Origin of the sequence: Micromonospora sp. CMU55-4 (assembly GCF_011602315.1) — a bacterium.
GTDB lineage: Bacteria > Actinomycetota > Actinomycetes > Mycobacteriales > Micromonosporaceae > Micromonospora > Micromonospora chalcea.
The window spans coordinates 57,872-84,017 of record NZ_JAAOLH010000006.1 but is presented as its reverse complement, the minus strand read 5'-3'; the positions used below and the strand labels follow the sequence as shown (position 1 = coordinate 84,017).

Sequence of the window (26,146 nt, the reverse complement as noted above, 5' to 3'; positions counted from 1 at the left end):
CTCGTCAACGGTCGCCGAGCAGTCCGCGTCCGGCCATGAAGGCGCGCAGCGTCCCGGCGTCCTCGGCGGACATCAGCCACCGGGGGATCACCGTGGCCGGCATCCGTCCCACGTACACGATCCAGAAATCCGGGGTCTCGGTGACCCGCTCGACGCCGTCCCAGGCGATGCCGCCGGACTCCGAACCGCTGCGCATCATGATGTTGCGGTCGTCGATGTCGTAGCCGCCCTCGACCGCGTAGCCGCCGGAGCGGCGTCGGGCCCGCCACCGCACCCACGGCGCGTACAGCATCGACAGCACGCCAGCCACGATCAACGCGGTCCACAGCGACGCGAAACGGCCACCCCGCTCCGACGCCTGCGAGGCGATCCAGCCGATCACCCCGATCGCGGCGAGGGCCGCGCCGATGTAGCCGAAGCGGCGCAGCCGGGCGGCGGCGAGCGCGGCGGCCACGCGGGCCGGATAGGCGGGGTCGGCCGGTACGGCGAAACGGATCTGCACGCCCGAACGATAGTGCCCCGCCCGCCTGTCCCGGGCCGGACCCGCGCCGGTAGCCGGTCAGATCCGGCGCAGCACCAGCGTCACGAACCCCAGCACGCCGCGGTATCCGCGCAGCCACTGGTCCCGGTGCTCCCGGGCGGTGGCGAGCGCGCCGGCGGCATCCGGGTGACCCGGGTTGTCCAGTGCCCACTCGGTCAGCGAACCGGTCCACGACCACTCGTAGTCGTCCCACTCGGCGGCGTCGCTGACGTGCGCGTACACCGGGGTCCAGCCGGCCTGCTCGGCGGCCGCGACCAGACCGGCGAGGTCGGTGTGGTCGTCGGGTTTCGCGCCCAGCGCCGCCAGCGCCTGCGGCGTCGGCGGCACCTGCCAGAACCCCTCACCCACCATCAGGACGCCGTCGGCGTTCACGTGCCGGCCGGCCAGTTCCAGCGTCTCGCCGAACCCGCCGAACGCGTGCGTCGACCCGACGCAGAGCACCAGGTCGTAGTCGCCGTCCGGCACGTACGACCGGGCGTCGCGCTCGTGCAGCGTGAGCCGGTCGGCGAGGCCGCGCACGGCGGCGGCCTCCGTGGCGCGTTCCAGCGCGTACGGGTTGAGGTCCACGCCGTCGGCGTGCCCGTCCGGATAATGGGCGAGGGCCTGCAACGCCCACGCGGCCTCGCCGCAGCCCAGGTCGAGGATCCGGGCCGCCGGCCGGCGACCGGCCCGGCGCAGCAGCCGGTTGACGTTGACGCCGGAGAGCGGCGCCGCGATCGGGTGGTGCGAGTGCGCGATGCTGCTGAGCCGTTGACGGTCCATCGCCGCAGTCAACACGAGCACAGCCGGATTGTCGTGCCGGTCAGGCGCGGCAGATGATCGTCGCGTCGTCGGTGGCGACGCCCCCGGTTGCCTCCGCCGCCCGAACCCGGGCGATGACCTCGGCCGGGCCGGCGGTCTCCAGCAGGCGCAACAGCCCCGGCCAGTCGGTCAGGCCGAACGTGTCCACGAGACGGCTCGCGCCGTTGCTGAGCAGCGCCGCGCCGGTCACGTCGTGGGCCGGGCACTCGCCGGTGACCGCCTCGGCCACCACCGCCGGATCGTCCTTGGCGACCCAGAAGCCGCCGGGGCTGTTGCGGCGGGACCGCAGCTCCATCAGCAGCCGCCGGTACTCGTCGCCGCCCTCCGGCACGTCCTTCAGCCGCTCCTCGAAGGCGCGGGCGATCACCACCTCACGCGGATCGTGGGCGACGACGGGATCACCGGCCGCCCGGCCGACCAGCGCGACCGCGTCACCGAGGACCAGGTGCTCGACGGTCCCGCCGGAGAACCGCAGCATCGCCACCGCGGCGAACGGGCTGATCGGGTGGGCGACGTCGCAGGTGTCGCGGTGCTGGTCGGTGACCCGCTCGATGCCCTCGGCCAGCACGTCGCGCAGGCTCCGCTCCTGCGCCAGCGCGCCGAGCAGCGCACCGCCGAGCCGCGTCGCGTACCAGGCGATGCCGTGACGGCAGACCTCGTCCGCGCCCGCGATGCCGCCGGCGCCGTCGACCAGGACCAGGCCGCAGGGGACGGCGCCGGCGAAATCCTCATTGGTACGGCCGGGATGTCCCGCGTCGGTCGCCATCGCTACCCGCATGCGCCTCATCATGCCCGGCCCGACCGGAACGCGATGTCCCTCGCGGCTTGATCTGAAGCGTGGTTGAGGTCCTAGCGTCGTGCTCACCCGACCACCGCCGGAGGTAGAGCATCATGACCACACAGCACCTGTCCGACGCCGAACTCGCTGGCCAGCCGGCCGCCTACTGGACGGGCGTCGCGTACGAGTCGCTCATCGCCTTCACCCGCGCCCAGCACGCCACGCACGGCTTCACCCAGCCCCAGTTCTGGCTGCTGCGCAACCTGTCCCCGAACGACCTCCTGCCCGGCGGCGGCGGACTGACCGTCCCCGAACTGCGACACGCGATGCGCTCGTATCTACGGGCCGAGGACGACCTGGACGCCGAGGCGGAGGTGCTCCGGGAACGCGGCTGGCTGACCCGCGACGCGGACGGCCGGCTACGGATCACCGAGGCGGGGGAGGACGCCCGGCTCCGCCTCAAGCAGCACGCGCCGGGGATCCGGGCCCGCATCCACGACGGCGTCGACGACGCCGACTACGTCACCACCCTCAAGGTGCTCCGGCGGATGATCCGCAACACCGGCGGCGCCGTGTAGCGCCGGGGCCCGGCTCAGGACGCCCGAAGCCTGCGGATCGCCAGGCGGGCCCCCTGATGGAGCAGCACGCCGGCACCGGTGTTCGCGGCGGCGAGCACGGCCGCGCCGAGCAGCCCCGCGCCGACGTCCGTCACGCCGGTCGCGACCAGCAGGACCGGCCAGCCCAGCGCGGCGGCGACGAGCGACAACCGCCACCAGCGTCCGAGGAGAAGCCCGAGCAGGATCAGCAACGGGATCATCGCGGGCGACCTCCCACCGTCGGCTCGTTCGAGCGTACGCCCGGTCAGACCCGCCGGTCGCCGAGTACCACAGCGCCCACCAATCCCCGGCGCTCGTGCTGTGGGACCGGCACGACGCCTACTTCGACGTGGACAGGTGCTCGCGTAGCATCATGCGCTGGACCGGATGGACGCGCACCTCTTCGACGGCGGCCACCTGCTGCTGGAGACTCACGCGGCCGAGTGCGCCGCGCTCCTGCGCGCGTTCGTCCGGGACCACTCGTGAGCCGGGACGCGTCACGGAGTGGCCGGCGGCTTCGCCTTCTGCGGGTGGAACGTCTCGTGGCGGGCCAGCATGGCGACGAACTCACCGATCTTGCGTTCCCGGGTCTCCGCGCGCTTGACCGCGTTCAGCCGGTGGATGAGCGCGAACCTGTTGGCGCTGGTGAGGACGTCGAGCATGGCTTGGGCGGCGGGCTCGGCGGCGACGGCGGCGAGCAGGTCGGCCGGCAGCTCGGCCTCCGACGGAGGCGCGTACGCCGCCGCCCACCGGCCGTCCGCCTTCGCGGCCTCCACCGCCGCGCGGCCGGCGGGTGTCATCCGCCCCTGCTCCTCCAGCCGGGCCACGTGCGCGACGTTGCGCTGCGACCAGGAGCTGCGGGCCCGGCGCGGGGTGAACCGGATCCAGGAGCTCTCGTGGTCACGCTTGCGGGCCTGCCCGTCGATCCAGCCGAAGCACAACGCCTCGTCGACCGCCTGCTGCCAGGTCAGTGTGGTGAGCGTGCCACCCTTGCGGGTCAGGGCGAGCCAGACGCCGGGCGACGTGTCGTGGTGGGCGGACAACCACGCGCGCAGCGCCTCCGCGTCGGGCACGATCAGCTCGTCCAGCTCGGCGGTTCCCATGGCCGGAAGGCTATGCCACGGGTACGACGCTAAGGCCGGGCGTGCGGCTCAGCCGCCTGCTGCTCGCCGTCGGGCGACGGATCGGCCGCCCGCCGCAGCCGCCGTCCGGCCACCAGCAAAGCCACGCCTGCGCCGGTGAGCCCCGCGCCCATCAGCCCGCCCGCGACCCCCGCCGCCGGATCGCCCTCACGGAACGCGTACGCCACGGCCGCGGTCAGGATCGGCGCACCGAGGGAGATCGCCATCCACCCGCCGAGGATGTCCTCCTTGTCGGCGAAGGCGTTCGTACTGATCAGGAAGATCAGGATCATGGCAGCGGCGAGGCCGACGAGCAACAACGCCGCGAGGATCAGCGCCGGGTCGCGGGGGAGCAGCCCGGCGGCCGCGGCGAGCACGTAGATGATCGCCGCCGCGATGAGGTTCGCGAGCACGTTCGTCATCACGTTCGCAACGAACCTCCGCAGTCCGCCACGCCCGGTGCCGGCCGGCGCCGTCACGACGTCCGCGAATCGTGCGACCGGCGGGCCGCCAGCAACTCGTCCAGGTGCGCCTCGCTCCACGACCGGGCGGCCGCGACCAGCGTCAGCAGGCTTCGCCCCAGCGGCGTCAGCGCGTACTCCACGCGCGGCGGGTTCTCGTCGTAGGCGGTCCGCGTGACCAGCCCGTCGCGTTCCATCGCCCGCAACGTCTCGGCCAGCACCTTCGGCGTGATCGTGCGCAGCGGCGCCCGCAACTCGGTGAACCGGCGCGGCCCGTGCTCCAGGCACAGCACCACCATCGCGGTCCACTTGTCGCCGATCTGCAACGGCATCATCCGCGACGGACAGGCGGGGTGGAACATGTCCGGATCGAGCGGCGTCACCGCCCGAGCGTAACCCGGTACCGTTGCGGTAACCGGCACCCCGCGTCCTACCGTCGCGCCATGACCAGCATCGCCGTCTTCGGCGCGGGCGGCCGGGCCGGCCGCGCCGTCACCGCCGAGGCCCACCGCCGCGGCCACCGCGTCACCGCCGTCGTCCGTGACCCCGCCCGCCATCCCGACCTCACCTCCGCGGTACGCGGTGACGTCACCGACCCGGAGACGGTCACCTCCATCGGGTACGGGCACGACGCCGTCGTCCACGCGGTCAGCCCGGCCTCCGGGCCGGACGCGCTCGCCGCCGCCGGCCTCGATCCGGACTTCTTCGTCCGGGCAGCCGACGCGCTGCTGCACGGCCTGGCCCGCGCGGACGTGCCCCGGCTCGTGGCGATCGGCCTGTTCGCCACCCTGATCGACGCGCACGGCCGGCCCCTCTACGACGACCCGGCCGTGCTGCCCGCCGAGCTGCGGCCGTTCGCGCTCAGCCACGCCGCCGGCCTGGACCGGCTCCGCGCGGCGGACACCACAGTCGACTGGCTGGTGCTCACCCCACCCGCCGCGCTGGACGTGGCCGGTACCCGCACCGGCCGGTACCGCCTCGGCGGCGAGCGCGCCCCGGCGTCGGCGCCCCTGTCGTACGCCGATCTGGCGGTGGCGGTGGTCGACGAGATCGAGTCGCCGCGCCACCATCGGACGCGGGTCTCCGTGACCGGTGACGCCCCGGCCTAGCCGCCCGCCGCATTGTGCCGCGCCACCAGGTCCGGCAGCTCGTGCAGCGAGTCGATGCGGAACAGGCACCGGTCGGCCACGTCCGGCATGTCGAGGATGTGCCCCCACGGTCCGCGCCGGATCAGGCACGCCGACATACCGGCGGCCATCGCGGGCGCGGCGTCGTTGTCCGGCCGGTCACCGACGTACAGGATCGCCGCCGCGTCGCCGCCGCTCTCGCGGACCACCCGGTCGAAGAACTCCGGCGCGGGCTTCGCCACGCCCCAGGCCGCCGACGTGCCGATCACGTCCACCGGCAGGTCCAGCGTCCGCAGCGTCGCCTCGGCGTGCTCCGGCTGGTTGCCGGCCAGGCCGACGCGCAGACCCTGGTCCTTCAGGGCGGTCAGGCACGCCCGCGCGTCCGGGTACAGATCCTCCTCGCCGAAGGACTCCGGGTCACCGGCTGCGACCCGGCGGGCGAGTTCGGCGGTGAGGTCGAAGTCCGGCCGGAACGCCCGGAACACCTCCTGGTAGTCCAGCCCTCGGGCGATCACCGCGCCGAAGACCGCGGAGAACGTGTGCCGGGGCACGCCCAGCCAGTCCGCCCACGTCGCGAACTCGCGCGTCTCGTCGAGGATCGTCCCGCCCACGTCGAAGAAGACCGCCCGGATCATCAGCGGATCGTACTGTCGTTGATCAGCCAGTGGGGGGCGCCCGGGTGGCGCAGACTGCCCGCATGAGCGCCGCCTTCCTCCCCGAACCGCCGCAGAGCCCGGCGGCGAAAGCCGCGTACGAGGACGACCTCTCCTCCGACGGCTACGTCAACAACCTCACCCGCGTCTGGTGCTGGCGACCCGACGTGCTGATGTCGTTCCAGAACACGCGCGCCGAACTGCTGTCCGCGTCCACGCTGTCCGCGCGTGAGGTGGCGGTGCTGGTCGCCGCCACCGCCGCCGCGCGGGGCGACTCGTACTGCTCGCTGGCCTGGGGCGTCCGGCTGGCCGGGATGAGCGACGAGGAGACCGCCGCCGCGGTGCTGCGCGGCGACGAGGCGGCCCTGTCCGAGCGGGAGACGGCGCTGGCCGACTGGTCCCGCCGGGTCGTGACGGACCCGAACGCCACCACCGAGGCCGACACCCAACGCCTGCGCGACGCCGGCCTGAACGACCGGGAGATCTTCGAGGCCACCACGCTGATCGCGTTCCGGCTCGCCTTCTCCACAGTGAACGACGCGCTCGGCGCGCGGCCGGACGCGCAACTGGTGGAGAACGCGCCGGAGCTGGTCCGGGAGGCGGTCACGTTCGGCCGCCCGGCCTGAACGAGCGGGTCCCGGCCCTCGACCGGCCGGCCACGGGGCAGCGAGCCCGAACGCGAGCGGAGATCATCATCTGGTGACCGACACCGCCGCGTACACGTTGGCCGTTCCGCCGTTGTTCGCCGCACTGGCTCCGGCGAACGACGTCCTGATCGCCGGCGCCGGTGGCGGCTTCGACGTCTACGCCGGCCTGCCGCTGGCCCTGGCCCTGTGGCAGGCCGGCAAGCGGGTGCACCTGGCCAGCCTCTCCTTCTCGGAGCTGGAACTGCTCGACCGGCAGGTGTGGGTGAACGAGCACGTCGCGGCGATCCGGCCGGACACCCTCAGCCCCGACTGGTACTTCCCGGAGGGGCACCTGGCCCGCTGGCTGGCGGGCCGGGACCTGCCGTCGACCGTGTACGCCTTCCCGCCGCTGGGCGTGCAGACGCTGCGCGAGGCGTACCGGCACCTGGTCGACCGGCTCGACGTCGACGCGATCGTGCTCGTCGACGGCGGCACCGACATCCTGTTGCGCGGCGACGAGAGCGGCCTGGGCACCCCGGTGGAGGACATCACCAGCCTGGCCGCCGTGGCCGGGCTGGATGTGCCGATCCGGTTGGTGAGCAGCCTCGGTTTCGGCATCGACGCGCACGACGGCGTCAACCACGTCGAGGTGCTGGAGAACCTGGCCGCCCTCGACCGGGAGGGCGGCTACCTCGGCGCGCTGTCCATTCCCGGCTCCAGCCGTGAGGTGGTGCTCTACCGAGAGGCGGTCGCGCAGGCCCAGGCCGCCACCCCGCACCGGCCGAGCATCGTCCAGGGGCAGATCGCCGCCGCCACCGGCGGCGCGTTCGGAGACGTACGGTTCAGTCGGCGCACCGGCGACGGCGACCTGTTCGTCAACCCCCTGATGGCGATCTACTTCTCGGTCGACCTGCCCCGGCTCGCCGCCCGCTGTCTCTACCTCGACCGGATCGAGAACACGATCGGGCGGCGCCAGGTCATCACCCGCATCGAGGCGTTCCGCGACGAGCTGCGGGCCGCCCGTGTGCCCCGGGCGTATCCGCACTGACAGTCACGGCTTGTCGTACCGGTGTGGGAGGGTCCGGGCATGACGACGTTCGTGCTCATCCACGGCGGCGGGGGCAGCGCGTGGGACTGGCACCTGCTGGTTCCCGAGCTGGCCGCCCGGGGTCACGACGCGGTGGTGCCGGAGCTGCCGATCGGTGACCGGTCGGCGGGGTTCACCGACTTCCGCCAGGCGGTGATCGACGCCGTCGGCAACCGGGACGACCTCGTGGTGGTCGGGCACTCGTACGGCGCGTTCACCGCACCGCTGGTCGCCGACCGGTTGCCGGTGCGCCTCCTGGTCCTGCTCACCCCGATGATTCCGCGGCCCGGCGAGAAGCCGGGGGACTGGTGGGGCAACACCGGCTACCGCGAGCCGGACGGGCTCAGCGAGGAACAGCAGTTCTACAACGGCGTGCCGGCCGGGATCGTCGCCGAGGCGCCCGCGCACGGCCGGGAGCAGGTCAGCGCGGAGTGGGACGAGCCGTGGCCGCTCGCCGCCTGGCCGGCCGTGCCGACGAGGGTGCTCATCGGCCGCGACGACCGGTTCTTTCCCGCCGACTTCCAGCGCCGGGTGGCCGCCGACCGGCTCGGCGTGGTGCCGGACGAGATCGACGGCGGCCACGCGGTAGCGCTCAGCCGCCCGGGCCCGCTCGCCGACCGGCTGACTGCCTACCTGGTGTCCTGATCCCGCCTCGCCGTGATCCGTCCGGCCCCTCCCGACGACATGCTGATCAGGAGGGGCGAGGCGCCGTGCGGATCCGCGACTGAGGGTTCACGGCGGCTGTCCGGTCTCTCCGAGGCGGTGACGGCCGGATAGCCGCCGGGGTCAGCTGCCGGCCGGCGCGGGTGAGACGGGTAGGGGCCGGCGGCGCCGACGCGCGAGCAGGCCGAGGACGAGATCGACGACGAGGAAGCCGAGCAGGGTGACGCCGAACCAGGGCAGTGCCCAGCCGAGTGCCAGGGTGACCGGTACGCCGAGCAGCAGCGCCCACCACGGGAGCCCGCGGAGGCCACCTCGGGCGGGCGGTGAGCCGAGCGGGGCGCGACGGCCGGCGCGGGTGGGGCGGCGCTGCCACCACATGCGGTAGCCCCAGACGATGACGCAGAGCAGACCGAGAGCGAGCGCCGCGAGCAGGATCTGGTTGATCGGCCCGAACAGGATTCCCATGTGGGCTTGGATGCCGAGGCTGCTGAGCTGCGCGAGCAGCGGCCAGTCGGCGAAGTCGCTGCGGGCGGTGACCGCGCCGGTGGTGGGCTCGACGGCGATTCGATCCTTCGCGACCGGCCAGGCGTTGTCGACCTGGGCGACGGTCCAGGCCAGGCCGGGCTCCGCGGCGGGGCTGATCTCCACCGGTCCCGAGAGTCCGGCGCTGCGCGCGGAGGCCAGCACATTGTCGTAGGACGCCGGATTGTCCGCCGTGCCGGTCGCCGCGCCACCGTGCTGATGCTCACCGCCGCCCGCGGGCGGGGCCACGCCGTCGACGGTGGTGGAGAGTTCCGGAGTGCCGGCGCGCAGGGTGTCCAGGCCGGTGCTGAAGTTCGCGCCGGCGTACCGGGACCAGGTCAGGCCGGTGGCGGAGAGGAACAGCAGGCCGACCGCGAGCCAGACACCGGTGGTGGCGTGCCAGCCCCGGGTACGGCGAACTCCCTTGCGGGCGGTCAGGTCCGGTACGAGCAGGTGTGTCGTCCGGGCGCGGGTGGCGCTGCGGCGGCGCCACCACAGGACTACCCCGCCGAGAACGAGAACCCACAACCAGCTGGCGGCGATCTCGGAGTAGTGCCGCCCGACCTCGCCGAGATGCAGGTTGCGGTGCAGGTCGTCGAGCCAGGTGGTGGCGGGGGTGGAGCCGAACCAGGTGGTGAGCCGCCCGGTCACCTCGCCGGTGTACGGGTCGACATAGACGGTGTGCTGCTTGTCGCCGAGTTCCTCGAGCGAGAACACCACCTGGGTGGTCCGGTCGCCGGTGCCGGGCACCACGGCGGCGATGGTGCCGTCGGGGTGCGCCGCCCGCGCGGCGGTGACCTGTTGGGCGAGGGTCTTCGGCTGGTCACCGACGGTGGCCACGGTCAGCCGGTCGCCGTAGAGGGCCTGGTCCAGCTGCGGGGTGATGGTGTACGCCAGGCCGGTCAGGGCGGCGACCAGCAGGAACGGGGCAACCAGGATGCCGGCGTAGAAATGAAGCCGGGTCAGCAGCGCGGCGAACGGCGTGGGCTGGCGGCCCGGCCGAGCGGCCGGCGCGGCGGTGGAGGTGTCCGGCGCGGGATCGCCGGACAGTTCGGTGACGGACATCGACTACTCCGATCGAAAATATCGGCTTTTGGTTCGGGGTGGCTCGTGCCCGTCGAGCCGTGGGCTGCCCGGCTGCCGTGTCCCGATCGAGTAGTCGGTCAGGTGTGTCAGGAAGTTCCCTCGTCCGCGTAGATCTTCGGGTTGTCGTCCGGCGCGGTGCCAGGACGCCTCCGCGTGCCGACGGCGGCGAAGGGGCCCCGTGGCGGGCCGACTCGCGCCAGGGGTGCCGTCAAGGGATCACCCGGTGCCGGTTGATCAGGGCTGCGACGTCCGCCGGGCCAGGTGGACCGTGATGTCGGCGGTGACCTCGACCGCGCCGGGCAGCACCTCGCGTACGCGGTGGAACACCTGCTCACGTACGGGTGGCGGCAGTTCGAGATAGGCCGAGACGGTCGACAGGAGACCGACGTAGTCGTCGGCGCTCATCGGGATCCGCCGCTCGATCACCTCCTGCCGCACGTCGGTGAACCACTCGGAGGCGCGCAGCTCGGTGCCGGGCCACTGCATGCCGGCCTCCGGCGGCGTCCCGTCCGGCGACGGGATCTCGTCGTCGGCGATGAACTCGGCTCGGGCCGCGGCCACCGCGTCGCGCAGGGCCGGGTCGGCCAGCCGCAGCGGCCCGCCGAACGAGGCGAACACGCCACCGGGCACGAGCAGCCCAGCGACCCGCTCCCACCGGCCCGCCGGGTCGGTCCAGTGCAGCGCCGCCGCCGCGTACACCAGGTCGTGGTGCTCGCCGGCGCGCAACTGCTCGAACGCGGCCTGCCGGACCCGCACCCCGGCCGGGACGTGCCAGCGCAGTTCGGCGAGCATCGCGGAATCCGGGTCGGTGGCGGTGACCGCGATGCCGCGCCGCGCGAACAGCCGGGTGGCCTTGCCGGTCCCGGCGCCGATCTCCAGGGCGCTCCGGACCGGCCGGTCCGCGTACGCCAGCACCAGGTCGGCAAGCTCCTCGGGGTAGCCGGGCCGGAACCGCTCGTACGCCTGCGCCGCCGCTCCGAAGCTCAACGCGCGATCCGGCATGCCGAGCATCCTCCCACGATCAGGCTGCGCCCGTGACGTGCGCGGCGACGGCGTCGGCCACCTGCTCGGGCGGGACGGTGGCGTCGATCAGGTGGGCGTCGGTCACCGACGCGAACGTGTCCAGCGCCCGGGCGACGTGGTCGTGCCGCCAGCCGCGCGCGCCGGACTCGACCTGGTCGGCGTCGATCCGGGCCCGCAACCGGTCCTCGGGGAGCGTGAGCACGACCTCGCGGACGTCGACGCCCGCGGCGCGGATGCCGCCGAGGATCTCCGCGCGGTACGCCGGGACGAGCAGGCTCATCGGCACGATCCAGATGCCCGGGTGGTGCCGGTCCAGGCCGGTGACCGTCTGCACGACGAGGTGACGCCACAGGGGCAGGTCCTGGAAGTCGCCGGTCGGCGGGGTGACGAACGCGGTGAGCATCGAGCCGAGGAACTCCGGGTCGAACAGCCGCGCGTCCGGAAGCGACTCCGTGAGCAGCCGCGCGGTGGTCGTCTTGCCGACACCGAACGCGCCGTTGAGCCAGACGATCACGGGATCATGATGCCATCACGCGGCGAAGTCGACACCCGCGAGCGGCACGCCCCGGTACGCGGCGAGGCGCTCGGCCTCCGCGACCACCGCGTCGCGGGTGCTGCCGGTGAGCCTGCGCCACGGCTGGACGGCGACGGTGAACGACCGGCCGGACTTGCGGGGCCGCCAGGTGCCGGCCAGCTCCCCGTCGGCCAGCACGGCGCCGGGGCGGCCCAGCACCGGCCACAACTCCTTGGCGCGGGCCGCGTCCGGCACGAGCGTCGCCCGGTCCTTCGCCTGGAGGAACAGGTCGAACGGGCCGAGCAGGCGGGTCGTGCTCACCTCGGCCGACGTCAGCGCCGCCTCGTCGGCGGCGAGCAGCCAGCGCGTCTCACCGTCGACGCTCACCTCGACCGCGTCGCCCGGCCAGCGGGCCTTGACCTCCTTGACCGGGGCGTCGAGGTAGTCGGCGACATGCTTCGGGGTGGCCGGGCCGAGCAGCCGCAGGTAGGCGCGGATGAGCTCGAACCGGTCGCCGGGCGCGGCAGCCGGACGGAACCCACGGATGCGTTCCAGGACCGGCGGCGACGTGTCGAGCCGCAGCTCCAGCCCGGCGCGTACGGCGGCGAGCCGGAACGGCATCTCGTATAGGTGGATCGCGTCGCACGGCCGGCAGTGCCGCAGGTAGGGCTCGGGCATCACCTCGGCGAGCCGCCCGGAGACCTCGCCCTTGACCGTCGGCGTGCGGACGATCTCCCGCATCCGGGCGGCCACCTCGTCGAGCGCGGCGACGATGCCGATGCCGGCGGCCTTCAACGGTTTTGTCGCGTCGTAGATGCGCTTGCCCGCGTCGGCGTCGGAGAACGGCTCGACCGCGACGGCCACCGCGCCCACGTCGGCGCGGCGGTAGAGGTGTGGGGCGCCGCGTACGGTCCAGAGCATGACCACGTCGTCACCGGTCAGCGAGGTCACGTCGACCCCGCGCGTCGCCAGCGCCCAGCGGCCGCCGTCGGGGCCGGTGTCCTGCACGCCGATGTCGAGCACGGCGGTGTCGGCGAGCGAGCCCTGCGCCCGGTCGAGCTGCTGGGCGCGCACGCGGAAGGCCAGCACCTGACGTCTGTCGACCATCGCCACAGCGTAGGCGCCGGCACCGACACGTCCGGCCGTCGGTGGAACGCGGTGGGTGTCTCCGGCCCCGTTTGACACCCATGGCGTTCCACTCGCCGTCCGCGGTCCGACGGGTCAGCGGGCGGCGAGCAGCCGTTCGCGGACCTCGCGGCGCAGGATCTTGCCGATCTGGGAGTACGGCAGCTCGTCAACGACCACGACCCGGCGCGGCACCTTGTAGCCGGCCAGGTGGGTGCGGCACGAGGTCCGGATCGCCTCCGGGGTGGCGGCCACCGCCGGGTCGACCACCACCGCGGCGACGACCTCCTCGCCGTCGTCGGTGGGCATTCCCACGGCGGCGGCCTCGCGTACGCCGGGGACGCGGCGCAACGCCTCCTCCACCTCGGACGGGTAGACGTTGAAGCCGCCGGTGATGATCAGCTCCTTGATCCGGTCGACCACCGTGACGAAGCCGTCGGCGTCCATGGTGACGATGTCGCCGGTGCGCATCCAGCCGCCGGGCAGCAGCACCTTCGCCGTCTCCTCCGGCCGGTGCCAGTAGCCGGAGAACACCTGCGGGCCGCGGACCAGCAGCTCACCGGCCTCGCCCGGGGCGCGGTCGCGGCTCGGGTCCTCCGGGTCGACGATGCGCACGTCGGTGGAGGGGAACGGCACGCCGACGGTGCCGGGCCGGCGGGTCGGCGCGACCGGGTTGCCGACGGTGATCGGGGACGTCTCGGTCATCCCGTACCCCTCGACCAGCAGGCCGCCGGTCACCTGCTCCCACAGCTCCACGGTGGCCGGTGGCAGCGACATCGCGCCGGAGATCGCGTACCGGATGGAGGTGAGGTCGACGGCGCGTTCGCGGGCGGCGGTGGCGAGCTTCGCGTAGACCGGCGGCACCGCGGGCAGGAACGTCGGCGGGCGGCGGCGGACCGCGTCGAGCACCTGGTCGGCGTCGAAGCGGGGGAACAGCACCAGGGTGGCCCCGATGCTGACGGCGAAGGTGAGGCAGAGCGTCAGCCCGTATGCGTGGAACAGCGGCAGCACCGCGTACACGGTCTCCTCGCCGTCGCGCAGGCCGGGAACCCAGGCCCGGCCCTGCGCGGCGTTGGCGCGCAGGTTGCGGTGGGTCAGCACCGCGCCCTTGGGCTCGCCGGTGGTGCCGCCGGTGTACTGGAGCAACGCCACGTCGCCGGCCTCCGGCGCGGGATGCCCGGCGGGCAGCGGCCCGGCCGCGGCGACCAGGTCCGACCAGGCCAGGGCGCCCGGCGCGGGGGCGGTCATCGCGGCGCGGGCGGCGCGGACCTTCGGCAGCGGCGCCCGCAGCGCCCACCGCTTGAGCCGCGGCAGCGCCGCGGTCAGGTCGACCGCCACCACGGTACGCACGGCGCCGCGTCCCGCCACCAGCGGCGCGACCTTGTCCCACACGATCGCGACGCCTGCGCCGTGGTCGGTGAGCTGCCGGTCCAGCTCGTCGGCGGTGTAGAGCGGGTTGTGCTCGACCACGACCGCGCCGAGCCGCAGCACGGCGTAGAAGGCGACCACATGCTGCGGGCAGTTCGGCAGCACCAGCGCCACCCGGTCGCCCGGGCCGACGCCGAGGCGGCGCAGCGACTCGGCGGCGCGGGACACCTGGTCGGCCAGTTCGGTGAACGTGGTGGTGGCGCCGTAGAAGTCGAGCGCGACCCGGGGCCCGAACCGCCGGGCCGCCTCGGTGAGCAGGTCGACGAGCGAGCCGTCCGGCTCGGCGATCTCGGCCGGTACCCCCGGCGCGTAGCTACGGGTCCAGGGTCGCTGGGCGGTCGCGTCCATCGCCGTTACTCCTCGTCGCGCGGATGACGACCCCAGCCTAACGTGACCGGGCGGTAACCTACGCTAACGTAGGTTGCCGGGTAGGTCACACCTGCGCAGGTCAGTGCCGGCGTGTCGAATGCTGGTGCACCACCCGCCGGCCCTTCACGATGCCGACGATGATCACCGCGGCGAGCGCGATCACGCCGATGATGACGAGCCAGCGGACCGCCTCCAGCAGCAGCCCGAGCAGGATGATCACACCGGCGACCACGCCGACCACCCAGAGCAACGCACGCATGTCCCAGCCTCCCGTCGTACGGTCGGCCGCCCGCTTTCCCGCTGGCCCTACGGCCATGCGTGGCCCGGTGGATCAGTGCCGGGCCACGTACACGGTGTTCGCCGCCTCCCGGCCCTGCAACGGGTTCGGGAACCGGACGACGTGCGCCACCGAGGTCGGGAACACAGCGGTGAGAGTGCGCTGGAACTCCGGGTCCGGCGGGTCGTTCGACCAGAGCGCGAAGACCCCGTCCGGGTGCAGCAGCGCGGCCAGCCGGCGCAGCCCGTCGACCGTGTAGAACGCGGCGTGGCTCGGGTGCAGCACCTGACGGGGGGAGTGGTCCACGTCCAGCAGCACCGCGTGGAAGCGGCGGCCCGGCTCGTCCGGGTCGAAACCGCCGTCGGCGACCGCGGCGAAGAAATCCGCCCGGACGAACCGGGTACGCGGATCGGTGGCCAGGCCGGCGGTGAACGGCAGCAGGTCCCGGCGGTGCCAGTCGATCACGTCCTCGATCGCCTCGACCACCAGCAGCGAACGCACCCGGGGATCCTCCAGCGCGGTCCGTGCCGTGTAGCCGAGGCCGAGCCCGCCGACCACCACGTCCAGCTCCGTGCCGGTCAGCGCGGCCAGTCCGAGCCGGGCCAGCTCGATCTCCGCCACCGGGAAGGCGCTGGACATGAGGTACTCGTCATCGAGCTTCACCTCGTACACCTCGGCGCCCAGCGCCGGGTCGCGCCGCCGCCGCAGGCTGATCTCGCCGATCGGCGTCTCCCGCCAGGCCAGTTCCTCGAAGCGCGCGCCCACCCGGTGTCCTCTCCGCCGATCCGTCCCCGGATGCTACCGGCCGGTGCCGGCCCGGCCCGGCGAAACCACGGCGCGTGGCGCTCAGTCGGCGGGGCGGGTGGCCACCACGACCGTGTCCAGCGCGTCCACGGCGCCGCCGTCGCTCGTCGGGACCGGCCGGCGGGTGGTCTCGGCGCGCTGGACCCGCAGCCCGGCCAGCCCGTCGACCACCGCCTCGGGCGTGAGCAGCACGGCGGGGTCCTGCGGGCCGCCGGTGCCACCGGTGAGGTTGGCCAGGTCGTGCCCGACCACCACGAGCGTGCCGCCGGGGCGCAGCGCGGACTTCGCCGCGGCGAGCACGCCGGCGAACTCGGCGGCGGGCAGGTGCAGGTAGCTGATCAGCACCAGGTCGTAACTGTTCGGCACCGGCCGGTACGCGGTCACGTCCGCTACCCGCCAGTCGACTGTCACGCCCCGCGCGGCGGCCATCTGCCGCCCCCGCTCGACGGCCACGGTGGAGAAGTCCACCGCGTTCACCCGCCAGCCCTGACCGGCCAGCCAGACCGCGTTGCGTCCCTCGCCGGCCGCGATGTCCAGCGCCGACCCGGGAGTCAGCCCGGCGACCGACTCGACCACGAAACGGTTGGGCTCAGCGCTCCACACCAGCCCGGGCGTGTCGGCGTACCGGCTGTCCCAGGTGCTGCTGTCCACTGTGTCCCCTTCCTCGGCGGGCCCACACCGCCATGGTGACCGTACCGGCCGCGGCAAGCGCTCCCACGGTGAGTCCCCAGATCAGCGGCAGCTGCTGGGCGAGCACGAACACGCCCATCACCACGACGAACCAGCCGAAGCCGCGGCGCAGCACGTCGGCCGGGATCCGCCCGGCGAGCCGGCCACCGAGCAGGCTGCCGACGACCGCGGCGGCGGTGACCGCGCCGGCCAGCCCCCAGTGGATCTGCACGCTGGACAGGTAGCCGGCCAGGCCGGCGAACGACTTCAACGCGATGACGACCAGCGAGGTGCCGACCGCCACCGGCATCGGCAACCCGCCCAGCAGGGCCAGAGCCGGTACGACCAGGAAGCCGCCGCCCGCGCCGACCAGGCCGGTGACCAGACCGACGACCACGCCGTCCCCGACCACCCGCAGCATCGGCAGCTCGTGCGGCTTCGACCGGCCCTCGGTGGACCGGCGGCCCCGGAGCATCGCGACCGCGGTGGCCAGCATCATCAGCGCGAACCCGGTGAGCAGGACGCTCGCCGGCACGAACTCGGCCAGCCGGCCGCCCGCGTACGCGCCGGTCATGCCGGCCACGCCGAAGATGAGCCCGGTGCGCCAGCGGACCCGGTTCGCGCGGGCGTGCGGCAGCACGCCCACCGCGCTGGTCACGCCGACGACGAGCAGCGAGGTGGCGATGGCCTCCTTCGCGGGCAGGTCGGCGACGTAGACCAGCAGCGGCACGGCGAGGATCGAACCGCCGCCGCCGAGCAGACCCAGCGTCACGCCGATCAGCACCGCGCCGGCCAGCGTCAGCGCGAGGGTGGTCACCTGCGGCTCCCGTCGCGCAGCTGCCCCACGATCGTGTCCAGGTCGCAGCTCGCGCCCCGGTTGTACGGCAGCTTGCTCAGCAGCATGCCCATGGCGCAGGTGTTTGTGAGCGCGGCGAACGTGAGGCCCGCGCCGATGAACGCGGCGACCCACTTCAGGCCCGGCACGAACACCGACGCGACGATCGCGGCGAGCACGATCGAGCCGGCGACGAGACGTACCTGGCGCTCCAGGTCCCAGCGGGCCCGGCCCTGGTTGACCGGCGCGTTCGTGGCCTGCCAGGCCAGCATGCCGCCGTCGAGCACCTTGACGTTGGGCAGGCCGACGGTGCCGAGCGCCTGACCGGCCTGGCCGGCCCGGACGCCGGAGCGGCAGATCAGCACCACGTCCTGGTCCAGGTGGCTGCGCAGCTCCGCGCGGTGCTCCCGGAGCAGGTCCAGCGGCACGTTGTACGCGCCGGGGATGTGCGCCGCCTCGAACTCACCGGGCGTGCGCACGTCGAGCATCCGGGGCGTACGGCCGGCGGCGATCAGTTCGCGCAGCGTCGCCGCGTCGATGGTGGTGGGGGTGGTCGTGGTCATGCTCTGTCTCCTTCAGCGGGTGTTTTCGGGCAGGGTCGAACGCCGGCCGGCGCAGGGGCACGCCGGCCGGGCGCTCGGGGAGAGGTCAGGCGCTGGGCGCCATGCGTACGCCGGCCGCCTCGGCCCGGCCGTACGAGTCGTCGATCAGCACCACGTCGCGGCCGGCGTTGGCGAGCAGGGACGCGGCGGCGGTGGCCCGGTAGCCGGAGCCGCAGTGCACCCAGACGGTCCCGGCGGGGATGTCGGCGAGCCGCTTCGGCACGTCCGGCAGCGGCACGTGCACCGCGCCGTCGATGTGCCCGGCCTTCCACTCGCCTGTCATCCGCACGTCGAGGACGACCTGCGGCTCGGGCAGCCCGGCCGGCGTCTTCCCGGCCTGCGCGGCGGCCAGCGCGTCGAAGTCGGCCACGGCCATCTCGCGCAGCTGCGACGGGTCGCCGGTCCACTGCTCGGGCTCGCCGGTGGCCTGGGCGGCCGGGCGGTCGATGCCGATGCGGACCAGCTCCCGCTGGGCGTCGGCGACCTGCTCCGGGGTCTGCGCCAGGAACGTGATCGGCACGCCCCAGTCGATCAGCCAGCCGAGCCATGTCGACATCGGGCCGTCCAGGCCGAGGCTGACCGTGCCGGCCAGGTGCGAGGCCGCGTACGCCTTGCGGTGGCGCAGGTCGACCACCCACTCGCCGGCGGCGATGCGGCGGCGCAGCTCGTCGGCGTCGGCGCGGGCCACCGGAGTGAGGTCCACCGGGGCGGGACCGGCGGCGTTCGCCACGCCCATGTGGGCGTAGTACGCCGGGTAGGCGTCCAGCCCGGCCAGCGTCTCGGTGACGAACTGGTCGGCGGCCAGCCGCAGCACCGGGTTGGCCTGCTTCTCCCGGCCGATCGTCGACTCGGGGGCGTCGGCCTGGCTGGCCGAGCAGAAGCTGCCGAAGCCGTGCGTGGGCCACACCTGCGCGCCGTCGGGCAGCAGGTCGGCCAGCTTGCGCGCGGAGGCGTGCTGGTGGTGCGCCAGCTCGTGCGCGTACTGCTGGCCCAGCAGGTCGGTGCGGCCGGTGGTGCCGAACAGCAGCGAGCCGCCGGTGAACACGCCGGCCGGCGTCCAGTCGCCGTCGCGCTCGTCGAGCACGTACGACAGGTGGTGGAACGTGTGGCCCGGGGTGCCGAGCACCCGCAGCCGCATGGTGTCCGAGACCGGCACGGTGTCGCCGTCGGAGACCGGCGTGCGGTCGAACTCGACGGTGTCGGCGGCGGCCACGAGGTACTGCGCGCCGGTGATCCGGGCCAGCTCCAGGCCGCCGGAGACGTAGTCGTTGTGGATGTGCGTCTCCACCACGTGGGTGATCCGTACGCCCTTGGCGCCGGCCAGGTAGAGGATGCGGTCGATGTCGCGCTGCGGGTCGACCACGATCGCCACCCGGCCGTCAGAGGCCAGGTAGCTGCGGTCGCCGAGCGAGGAGGTCGCGATGACGGACACGTCGAGAGTCATGTCGTTCCTCTCATTGCCTATATACCCCGGGGGGTATGTGTGGGACAGTCTGCGGCCCGGGTTCTCCGGGCAGTGGTTTACCCACCCGCGCCGTGGTCACACGGCGCGGGTGGGGCTCAGCCGGTCGGGCGGGCGGGACTCAGTCGGTCGGTCGGGCGCCGTCAGGCCAGGGACAGGAAGAGCTTCTCCAGCTCCTCCTCGGTCATCTCCGGCTCCTCGCCGGCCTGGCGGGCGGCGTCGCAGTAGCGCATGCCGGAAGCGATGATCTTGAAGCCGGCCCGGTCGATGGCCTTGGAGACCGCGGCGAGCTGGGTCAACGCGGCGCGGCAGTCCTCGCCGTTCTCCATCATCTCGATGACGGCGTTGAGCTGCCCCCGGGCACGCTTCAGCCGGGTCAGCGCCTCGCCGGTCATCTCGGGTCGAAGATTCACGTCCCACCTCCTGCGTTCTAACATACCCCAGGGGGTACCACTGTCGCCACCCCGATCAGACGCCGGCCTGGGCCCGGACCTCGTTCATGTCGAGGTCACGCACGGCCCGGATCAACTCCTCCAGCCCCGCCGTCGGCAGAGCGCCCGGCTGGGCGAACACCAGCACGCCGTCCCGGAACGCCATGAGCGTCGGGATCGACCGGATCTGGGCGGCCGTCGCGAGGGTGGGCTCCGCCTCGGTGTCGACCTTGCCGAAGACGATATCCGGGTGCTGCTCGCTGGCCTTCTCGTAGACCGGCGCGAACGCCCGGCAGGGACCGCACCAGGCGGCCCAGAAGTCGACCAGGACGATGCCGTCCCGGTTGACGGTCTCCGCGAAGTCGGTGGTGGTCAACGCCACGCTGGCCATCAGTACCTCCGTTGATCCGGGTTCTGCATGTGTAACACACCCCCGGGGGTATCCATTCCGGGTGGGGTGGTCCTGGCCGCCTTGATCGACTCCAGCTCGGGGAGGTGGTGGGGTCCGGGCCGGTGAGGGACACGCAGGGTCGCCGGGGCATCGACGGAGCGCTTATCCTGTGCGCCGACCATCCCGGCGGGAAGGGACACGATGGCGTCGCGGCAGGACCAGCTGCACTCGTACCAGTTCACCGTCCAGCGGGCGGTCGCCGCGCTCGTCATGCGGGAGACGGACCCGCCGCAGTCCCCGTTCCGCCGGCTGGCCGGCGCCGGTCTGGCCAGCGTCCTGGTCGCCGCGATCGCGCTCGGCGGCGTCGCCCTCTACGGCCTGTTCACCGGCGGCGGTGACTCGTGGCGCGAGACCGGCGCGGTGATCGTGGAGAAGGAGTCGGGCGCACGGTTCGTCTACCGCGACGAGAAGCTGCACCCGGTGTTGAACTACGCCTCCGCGCTGCTGATCATCGGGGCGGAGCAGCCGAAGACGGTGCTGGTCGGCCGCCGTGCCATCGAGGGGGTGCCGCGCGGTCTGCCGCTGGGCATCGCCGACGCGCCGGACTCGCTGCCCGCGCCGAACCGGCTCGTCCGCGACGCGTGGACGCTCTGCTCCACGGATGAGGGCGAGACCGGGCGCGGCGCGGCCCGGTCGGTGCTGCTGATCGGGCGGCAGGCCACCGGCGGCCGGGCGCTCGGCGACCAGGGGCTGCTGGCACGGCACCCGGACGGCGGCCTGCACCTGCTCTGGCACGACCGGCGCTACCTGCTGCGCGACACCGACCGGGTGCTCGCCGCGCTGGCCGCCACGCGGGAACGGGCGGTGCCGGTCGCGGCGGCGCTGCTCAACACGCTGCCGGCCGGTGCCGACCTGGTCCCGCCACCGGTCGGTGACCTCGGTGAGCCGTCCGAGCGGGTCACCGGCGCGAGCGTGGGTGACGTGTACCTGGTGCGCAACTCCGGTGGCGGGCGGCAGTACGCGGTGGCGCAGCGCGGCGGGCTGGCCGGCATCACCGAGTTGCAGGCGGCGCTGCTGCTGGCCCGCACCGGCCAGGGGGAGCCCGAACCGATCACGCTCGGCCGGTTCGCCGCGCTGCCGAAGCTGCCCGGTCTGGTGCCCGGCGGGCCGACCGCGCCGCCCGCCGTACCGCCCCGGCTGGCCGCCGCCGAGAACGGTGCGATCTGCGCGCTGGCCGGGGACGACGCCGGCGTACGCGAGATCCGCGTCGGCGTCACCGCGCCGGACCTCGCCGCCGCCACGCGGACGCCCGGCGGCCGGGCCGGGCTCGCCGACGAGGTGGTGGTGGAGCCGGGGCGCGGCGCGCTGGTGGAGGCGGTGTCCGCGCCGGGCGCGACCGGCGGCACGGTCTGCGTGGTCACCGACCTGGGGCGGCGGTACGCGCTGACCGGCGCGGACGTGCCGGGCATGCTCGGCTACGCCGGGGTGCGTCCGGCGCGGCTGCCGGCGGGCCTGGTGGACCTCCTGCCGGCGGGCAGCCCGCTCGACCCGGAGGCCGCCCGCACCGTCGCCGCACCCGCCTGAGCCCTGGTCGGCAGGAGAAGGGTCAGTCGGCGGGGCGGCGCAGCACGCTCACCGCGAAGTCGGCGTCGTCGCGCCAGGGGCGCAGGTCCCAGGTGGCGAAACGGTGCTCGGGGCGCAGCCCGGCGGCCACCGCGTCGGCGTCCAGGTCGCCGACCGGGTAGCCGCGGTCGGTGGCGAAACCGACCACCACCAGGCCGTCCGGGCGCACGTGGGCGGCGACGCGGGCCAGCACGTCGCGTTCGGTGCCGGGGGCGACGAAGACCATCACGTTGCCGGCGAGCACGGCGGCGTCGAACGGCTCGGCCTCACCCTGCGCGGCCAGGTCCAGCTCGGCCAGGTCGGCGACCAGGAAGCGGGGGCCGGGGTGGTCGGCGCGGGCCGCCTCGACGAGTGTCGGGTCGGCGTCCACGCCGACGGCGTCGTGCCCGCGTGCGGCGAGCGCGGCGGCGACCCGGCCGGTGCCGCAGCCGGCGTCCAGCACGCGCGCGCCCGGCGGTACGAGCGCGTCGAGCAGCCGCGCCTCACCGGACAGGTCGGCGCCCTCGGCGGCGAGCTGGCGGAAGCGGTCCACGTACCACTGCGAGTGGCCGGGCTTCGTGTCGGTCACCCAGCGGGTCGGCTTGCCCATGAGGCCACCGTAGCTGATCTTGTGGCGGCGGGTCAGGCGAGCGCCAGGAACGTGCCGGCGGCCAGCGGTCCGCCGAGCGCGACGCCGGCCAGCACCTGCGGCCAGGTGTGGTCGACCAGCCGTACCCGGGACCAGCCGACCGCCGCGACGAGCGCCCAGCCGAGGTTCGCCGCCGGCCCGGCCAGCGGCACCAGCACGGCGACGGTGGCGGCGGCGACCGCCGCGTGGATGCTCAGCTTCCACCAGTGGTTCACCAGCGCGCACGCCGCGCCGACCACGAAGACCACCACGATCACGGCGAACAGTTCGGCGGGCGCGCGGACCGCCGCCAGCAGCAGCAACCCGGCCGCGACCGAGGCCAGCCCGATCGACAGCGGCCGGGCCCGCTGGGTGCGGTCGCCGACGTGCCGGTCGGTGAGCCGCCCCCGGCGTACGCCGTGGACGAGCACGCCGATCGGGATGACGGCGCAGAACGTGAGCGCGATGCCGCCCCAGAGCAGGAACTGGCCCGCCGAGCGGCTGACCCGGGCGGCGGCGATCAGCGGCAGCGCGGTGACCAGGACGGTCGGGGCGAGCGCCTCGGTGAGCAGCCGGGCCAGTCGGGTGCCGGCCGGTCGGTCCTCCCGTGATGCTCGCACCCGATCATCCTGGCACGGACGCTCAGCCCTTCTCGGCCCCGCTGGTGAGTCCCTCGGTGAGCATTCGCTCCCCGGCGAAGAACAGCACCACGATCGGCAGCGTGAGGATGACCGAGCCGGCCATCAGCACGGTCTTGGGCACCTCCACGCCGTCGGCGAGCAGCGACAGCCCCAGCGACACGGTCCACCGGTCGGGTCGATCGACCAGGAACAGCAGCGCGAACAGGTACTCGTTCCAGGCGATCATGAAGTCGTACAGCGCGACGGCCATCACCGACGGCGCGGCGAGCGGCAGGCTGACCCGGCGGATGATGCCGAGCCGGCCGGCGCCGTCGATCGCCGCCGACTCCTCGAGGCTGACCGGGATGGTCTCGAAGTAGTTCTTCAGCATGTAGACCGACACCGGCAGGGTCTGCGAGATGTAGACGAGCACCAGGCCGGTCAGCGACCCGCGCAGCCCGGCCCGGGTGAAGACCACGAACAGCGGGATCGCGATGACTATCGACGGGAACAGGTAGACCGCCAGGAACAGCGCGCTGACCTGGCGTCGGCCGAAGAACCGCAGGCGGGACACCGCGTACGCGCCGGGAATGGCGATCACCAGGGTGAGCGCGGTGGCGGCGAGCGCCACCAGGCCGCTGTTGCGGATGAACGTGAGGAAGCCCTGGCCGCCGTCGGAGACGGACTTCAGCACCTCCGCGTACGTGGCGACGGTCAGCTCGCCGAACGGCACCCACAGCGAGCCGGGGTCGAGCAGCAGGCGTTCGATCGGGCGTACCGACAGCACCAGCATGTACCAGAACGGCAGCAGCGTGACCACCAGGAACCCGGCGATCACCAGCCGGCGCAGCCAGCGCAGGCTGACCGTCTCGATCCGGTCCCGGTCCATCACGCCTCCCGTCGCGCGCCGAAGAAGCGCAGGTAGATCGCCACGAACACGAGCAGCACCACGGCGAGCACGACGGCCTGGGCGGCGGCCGCGCCGATGTCGGTGCGGGCGGTGAGGAACTGGTAGACGCGGACGCTCACCACCTCGGTGCCGGCCGAGCCGCCGGTGAGCAGGTAGACGTCGTCGAACTTGTTGAACGTCATGATGAAACGGAGCACGCCGATCAGCGCGATCACCGGCATGAGCTGCGGCAGCAGGATGTGCCGGAACCGCTGCGTGGGTGTGGCGCCGTCGACCCGGGCGGCCTCCTCCAGCTCACCGGGCACCGCCTGGAGCCGCGCGAGCAGGAACAGGAACGCGAACGGGAAGTAGCGCCACGCCTCGAACGCGATCACCGTCCACAGCGCGGTGGACTCCTGCGACAGGAACGGCACCGGCTGATCCCAGCCGAGGAAGCGCTTGCCCCAGTCGTTGACGATGCCGAGCTGCGGGTCCAGCATCACCTGCCAGACGAACGTCATGGCGACCACCGGCGCCACGTACGGCAGCAGCATCGACGCGCGTACCAGCGTGCGGCCCCGGAACGGCCCGCGTACGGCCAGCGCCGCCACCAGGCCCACCACTATCGAGCCGGCGGTGCCGCCGACGCTGTAGAGCACTGTGGTCCAGAGCGTGTCGGCGAACCCGGGGGTGTGCAGCACCCGGTCGATGTTGTCCAGCGTCAGCTCGCCGAACAGGCCGGTCTTGCGCAGCGTCGCCAGGCGTACCCGCTGGAAGGCCAGCACCACCGTCCAGACGATGGGTATGCCGATCACCGCGAGCACGACGAGCAGGGTCGGGGCGACCAGCGCGAGCCCGGCGCGGGACTCGCGGCGGCGCAGCGTCAGCGGGCGCCGGCCGGGTCGGCGGGACCGCTCCGGGGCGGGGGAGCGGCCGGCCTCCGGCGCGGTGGTGGTCAATTGACGCCCTTGGCTATCGCCTCGACGTCCTTGCGGGCGCGTTCGGCGGCGGCGCGGGCGTCGGACTTGCCGCCGACGACGTCGGCGAGCGCCTTGGGCACTGGTAGTTCACCCAGGATGGCGCCGACGAGCTTGCCCTGGTTCTCGGTCAGGCCCCAGCGCTGGAACGTGTCGGGGCTGCGCCGCAGCGTGGCGAGCACGTCCCCGCCGTAGACCTCGGACAGTGGCTTCTTGGTGTCCACGCCGGCCGGGCTGGTGTTCCAGGCGGTGCGGAACTTCTGCTTGTCCTCCGGCGTGCCGGTGCGCACCGGGAAGCGCCCCTCGGGGGACATGCCGAACCAGCGCGGGTAGCCGTCGGAGAGCATGTACTCCACGAACGACTTCGCCGGGTCGGCCGCGCCGTCGAGTACCGACCAGGAGCTGACCTCGCCGTACTGGGCGGGCTCGGTGCCGTTCGGGCCCTTGATCGCGGTGACGAACCCGCTGTTCTTGGCCAGCCACGCCGGGTCGGACTGGCACTGCGGGCAGGTGGGACGGGCGTCGGCGCGCAGCCCGGCCAGCTCGTCGAGGATGAACGGCGACCAGATCAGCATGGCCGCCTTGCCGGCGAAGTAGGTGGCCCGGGTGGTGTCGACGTCCTGGGCGCCCTTCACCGAGTTGTTGCGCATCAGGTCGCCGTAGAAGCGGAACGCCTCGACGCACTCGGGGGAGTCGAGAACGACCTTGCCGGAGTCGTCGGTGAGCCGGCAGTTGTTCGCCAGCGCCAGGTGCTCGAACGTCTGCTGGGTGAACACGTCACCGGGGGCGGTCGCCGCGGTGATGCCGGCGACGCCGCCGGTGTTCAGCTTCGCCGCGGCGGCGGCGATCCTCTCGTACGTGTCGGGCGCCGGCAGGCCGGCGGCGTCGAACAGGTCCTTGCGGTAGACGAGCAGCTGGCCCCACCCATCGCTCGGTACGGCGAGCTGCGTGCCGCCGTCGCTGGTGAGTTCCAGCGCGCGCGGGGTGAACGTGTCCCGGCCGAGCCGCTCGACGACGGCGCCGTTGGCGTCGGCGTCCACCAGCTCGTTGGCGGACAGCGTGCGCACCCCGGCGAGCGAGACCGAGCCGACCACGTCGGGCAGGTCGCCGGCGGCGGCGCTGGAGGCGATCAGGGACGGGAACTGGTCCTCGTTGACGGTGACCAGGTTGACCTTGACGCCGGTCTTCGCGGTGTAGTCGGCGATGATCGCCTTGGCGGCGGCGACCCGGTCCGCCACGTCTTCCAGGCTCCAGACGGTGATCCGGGAACTGTCGGATTTCTGCCCGTCGTCGCTGCATGCGGCCACGCCGGTCCCGGCCAGTGCCAGGATCAGGCTGATTGCGAGCCGCCGTGTGGAGGGTGATGACATCGGTGGCACTCCTCTCGAAAGAGTACGGCCTGCCGCTAATACCCATCGATTCGTCTATGTAATCACAT

32 protein-coding genes are annotated in these 26,146 nt (G+C 73.5%); 6 read left to right on the top strand and 26 right to left on the bottom strand.

Annotated elements, in window-relative coordinates:
* Window positions 1-4: 4 nt before the first annotated feature.
* Genes HA073_RS12905 through HA073_RS12895 form a run of 3 tightly spaced genes read right to left on the bottom strand, consistent with a single transcriptional unit; the run spans window position 5 to window position 2,120 of the window.
* A complete protein-coding gene (locus tag HA073_RS12905) occupies window positions 5-502 on the bottom strand; it encodes a YcxB family protein (protein ID WP_043324678.1) in 498 nt (165 codons plus the stop codon).
* Window positions 503-559: 57 nt separating this feature from the next.
* On the bottom strand, window positions 560-1,324 hold the full coding sequence (locus tag HA073_RS12900; RefSeq protein ID WP_309228013.1) for a class I SAM-dependent methyltransferase: 765 nt from the start codon (window positions 1,322-1,324) through the stop codon (window positions 560-562).
* A 19-nt stretch (window positions 1,325-1,343) separates the two neighbouring features.
* Complete coding sequence (locus tag HA073_RS12895) at window positions 1,344-2,120, bottom strand: hypothetical protein (RefSeq protein WP_240925723.1); 777 nt, start codon at window positions 2,118-2,120, stop codon at window positions 1,344-1,346.
* A gap of 113 nt (window positions 2,121-2,233) precedes the next feature.
* Between HA073_RS12895 and HA073_RS12890 the strand changes: the two genes are divergently transcribed.
* On the top strand, window positions 2,234-2,698 hold the full coding sequence (locus HA073_RS12890) for a transposase (RefSeq protein WP_043324676.1): 465 nt from the start codon (window positions 2,234-2,236) through the stop codon (window positions 2,696-2,698).
* A 14-nt stretch (window positions 2,699-2,712) separates the two neighbouring features.
* On the opposite strand, the gene HA073_RS12885 is transcribed toward HA073_RS12890, so the two are convergent.
* From HA073_RS12885 to HA073_RS12865, 4 genes are all read right to left on the bottom strand, one after another.
* On the bottom strand, window positions 2,713-2,937 hold the full coding sequence (locus HA073_RS12885; RefSeq protein WP_064446210.1) for a hypothetical protein: 225 nt from the start codon (window positions 2,935-2,937) through the stop codon (window positions 2,713-2,715).
* Between the two features lie 276 nt (window positions 2,938-3,213).
* Window positions 3,214-3,819, bottom strand: a complete 606-nt coding sequence (locus HA073_RS12875; protein ID WP_043324674.1) for a YdeI family protein — start codon at window positions 3,817-3,819, stop codon at window positions 3,214-3,216.
* 29 nt (window positions 3,820-3,848) lie between these two features.
* Window positions 3,849-4,259, bottom strand: coding sequence for a hypothetical protein (locus tag HA073_RS12870; RefSeq protein ID WP_043330213.1), 411 nt, complete (start codon window positions 4,257-4,259; stop codon window positions 3,849-3,851).
* Window positions 4,260-4,312: 53 nt separating this feature from the next.
* Window positions 4,313-4,681, bottom strand: a complete 369-nt coding sequence (locus HA073_RS12865; protein WP_223201100.1) for a helix-turn-helix domain-containing protein — start codon at window positions 4,679-4,681, stop codon at window positions 4,313-4,315.
* A 60-nt stretch (window positions 4,682-4,741) separates the two neighbouring features.
* On the opposite strand from HA073_RS12865, the gene HA073_RS12860 reads away from it, so the two are divergent.
* Window positions 4,742-5,407, top strand: coding sequence for an NAD(P)-dependent oxidoreductase (locus HA073_RS12860; RefSeq protein WP_043324673.1), 666 nt, complete (start codon window positions 4,742-4,744; stop codon window positions 5,405-5,407).
* On the opposite strand, the gene HA073_RS12855 is transcribed toward HA073_RS12860, so the two are convergent.
* Window positions 5,404-6,060: an HAD family hydrolase gene (locus tag HA073_RS12855; protein WP_043324672.1), complete on the bottom strand. Its 657-nt coding sequence runs from the start codon at window positions 6,058-6,060 to the stop codon at window positions 5,404-5,406. The genes HA073_RS12860 and HA073_RS12855 overlap by 4 nt on opposite strands.
* Before the next feature lie 62 nt (window positions 6,061-6,122).
* Here HA073_RS12855 and HA073_RS12850 point away from each other — a divergent pair, with 62 nt between their 5' ends.
* From HA073_RS12850 to HA073_RS12840, 3 genes are all read left to right on the top strand, one after another.
* Window positions 6,123-6,704, top strand: coding sequence for a carboxymuconolactone decarboxylase family protein (locus HA073_RS12850; protein WP_205797166.1), 582 nt, complete (start codon window positions 6,123-6,125; stop codon window positions 6,702-6,704).
* Between the two features lie 73 nt (window positions 6,705-6,777).
* Entirely contained in the window at window positions 6,778-7,752 is a 975-nt protein-coding gene (locus HA073_RS12845) for a DUF1152 domain-containing protein (RefSeq protein ID WP_166456469.1), read from the top strand.
* A 39-nt stretch (window positions 7,753-7,791) separates the two neighbouring features.
* A complete protein-coding gene (locus tag HA073_RS12840; RefSeq protein WP_104114212.1) occupies window positions 7,792-8,436 on the top strand; it encodes an alpha/beta fold hydrolase in 645 nt (214 codons plus the stop codon).
* Window positions 8,437-8,577: 141 nt separating this feature from the next.
* Here the strand turns inward: HA073_RS12840 and HA073_RS12835 are convergent, their stop codons facing one another.
* From HA073_RS12835 to trxA, 13 genes are all read right to left on the bottom strand, one after another.
* On the bottom strand, window positions 8,578-10,041 hold the full coding sequence (locus HA073_RS12835) for a PepSY domain-containing protein (RefSeq protein ID WP_104114213.1): 1,464 nt from the start codon (window positions 10,039-10,041) through the stop codon (window positions 8,578-8,580).
* Window positions 10,042-10,296: 255 nt separating this feature from the next.
* The gene (locus HA073_RS12830; protein ID WP_166456468.1) at window positions 10,297-11,064 is read right to left on the bottom strand and encodes a trans-aconitate 2-methyltransferase; all 768 of its coding nucleotides are present in this window, start codon (window positions 11,062-11,064) and stop codon (window positions 10,297-10,299) included.
* 19 nt (window positions 11,065-11,083) lie between these two features.
* Window positions 11,084-11,599: an AAA family ATPase gene (locus tag HA073_RS12825; protein WP_166456467.1), complete on the bottom strand. Its 516-nt coding sequence runs from the start codon at window positions 11,597-11,599 to the stop codon at window positions 11,084-11,086.
* Window positions 11,600-11,614: 15 nt separating this feature from the next.
* Entirely contained in the window at window positions 11,615-12,706 is a 1,092-nt protein-coding gene (locus tag HA073_RS12820; RefSeq protein WP_166456466.1) for a winged helix DNA-binding domain-containing protein, read from the bottom strand.
* A 114-nt stretch (window positions 12,707-12,820) separates the two neighbouring features.
* A complete protein-coding gene (locus tag HA073_RS12815) occupies window positions 12,821-14,500 on the bottom strand; it encodes a long-chain-fatty-acid--CoA ligase (RefSeq protein WP_166456465.1) in 1,680 nt (559 codons plus the stop codon).
* A gap of 100 nt (window positions 14,501-14,600) precedes the next feature.
* Entirely contained in the window at window positions 14,601-14,780 is a 180-nt protein-coding gene (locus tag HA073_RS12810; protein WP_043324665.1) for a hypothetical protein, read from the bottom strand.
* A gap of 72 nt (window positions 14,781-14,852) precedes the next feature.
* Entirely contained in the window at window positions 14,853-15,563 is a 711-nt protein-coding gene (locus HA073_RS12805) for a spermidine synthase (RefSeq protein ID WP_043324664.1), read from the bottom strand.
* Between the two features lie 81 nt (window positions 15,564-15,644).
* Window positions 15,645-16,253 carry a bifunctional 2-polyprenyl-6-hydroxyphenol methylase/3-demethylubiquinol 3-O-methyltransferase UbiG gene (locus HA073_RS12800; RefSeq protein ID WP_043324663.1) on the bottom strand — a complete coding sequence of 203 codons (609 nt, stop codon included), beginning with the start codon at window positions 16,251-16,253 and terminating at the stop codon, window positions 15,645-15,647.
* Window positions 16,192-17,088, bottom strand: a complete 897-nt coding sequence (locus HA073_RS12795; RefSeq protein ID WP_043324662.1) for a sulfite exporter TauE/SafE family protein — start codon at window positions 17,086-17,088, stop codon at window positions 16,192-16,194. Before HA073_RS12795 ends, HA073_RS12800 begins: the two co-directional genes overlap by 62 nt.
* Complete coding sequence (locus HA073_RS12790; RefSeq protein WP_166456464.1) at window positions 17,085-17,669, bottom strand: rhodanese-like domain-containing protein; 585 nt, start codon at window positions 17,667-17,669, stop codon at window positions 17,085-17,087. The genes HA073_RS12795 and HA073_RS12790 overlap by 4 nt, the downstream gene beginning before the upstream one ends.
* Window positions 17,670-17,754: 85 nt before the next feature.
* The gene (locus HA073_RS12785; protein WP_043324660.1) at window positions 17,755-19,152 is read right to left on the bottom strand and encodes an MBL fold metallo-hydrolase; all 1,398 of its coding nucleotides are present in this window, start codon (window positions 19,150-19,152) and stop codon (window positions 17,755-17,757) included.
* A gap of 161 nt (window positions 19,153-19,313) precedes the next feature.
* Window positions 19,314-19,583, bottom strand: coding sequence for a metal-sensitive transcriptional regulator (locus tag HA073_RS12780; RefSeq protein ID WP_013285930.1), 270 nt, complete (start codon window positions 19,581-19,583; stop codon window positions 19,314-19,316).
* A gap of 55 nt (window positions 19,584-19,638) precedes the next feature.
* Entirely contained in the window at window positions 19,639-19,992 is a 354-nt protein-coding gene (gene trxA, locus HA073_RS12775; protein ID WP_166456463.1) for a thioredoxin, read from the bottom strand.
* Between the two features lie 201 nt (window positions 19,993-20,193).
* Between trxA and eccB the strand changes: the two genes are divergently transcribed.
* On the top strand, window positions 20,194-21,576 hold the full coding sequence (gene eccB / locus HA073_RS12770) for a type VII secretion protein EccB (RefSeq protein ID WP_166456462.1): 1,383 nt from the start codon (window positions 20,194-20,196) through the stop codon (window positions 21,574-21,576).
* 22 nt (window positions 21,577-21,598) lie between these two features.
* Here the strand turns inward: eccB and HA073_RS12765 are convergent, their stop codons facing one another.
* Genes HA073_RS12765 through HA073_RS12745 form a run of 5 tightly spaced genes read right to left on the bottom strand, consistent with a single transcriptional unit; the run spans window position 21,599 to window position 26,078 of the window.
* Window positions 21,599-22,204 carry a bifunctional 2-polyprenyl-6-hydroxyphenol methylase/3-demethylubiquinol 3-O-methyltransferase UbiG gene (locus HA073_RS12765; RefSeq protein ID WP_043324656.1) on the bottom strand — a complete coding sequence of 202 codons (606 nt, stop codon included), beginning with the start codon at window positions 22,202-22,204 and terminating at the stop codon, window positions 21,599-21,601.
* A gap of 32 nt (window positions 22,205-22,236) precedes the next feature.
* Window positions 22,237-22,842, bottom strand: a complete 606-nt coding sequence (locus tag HA073_RS12760; protein WP_069088186.1) for a phosphoesterase PA-phosphatase — start codon at window positions 22,840-22,842, stop codon at window positions 22,237-22,239.
* Between the two features lie 22 nt (window positions 22,843-22,864).
* Entirely contained in the window at window positions 22,865-23,731 is an 867-nt protein-coding gene (locus HA073_RS12755; protein ID WP_043330209.1) for a carbohydrate ABC transporter permease, read from the bottom strand.
* On the bottom strand, window positions 23,731-24,690 hold the full coding sequence (locus HA073_RS12750) for a carbohydrate ABC transporter permease (RefSeq protein WP_064446196.1): 960 nt from the start codon (window positions 24,688-24,690) through the stop codon (window positions 23,731-23,733). The genes HA073_RS12755 and HA073_RS12750 overlap by 1 nt, the downstream gene beginning before the upstream one ends.
* Window positions 24,687-26,078, bottom strand: coding sequence for an ABC transporter substrate-binding protein (locus tag HA073_RS12745; RefSeq protein WP_166456461.1), 1,392 nt, complete (start codon window positions 26,076-26,078; stop codon window positions 24,687-24,689). The genes HA073_RS12750 and HA073_RS12745 overlap by 4 nt, the downstream gene beginning before the upstream one ends.
* Window positions 26,079-26,146: the final 68 nt, after the last annotated feature.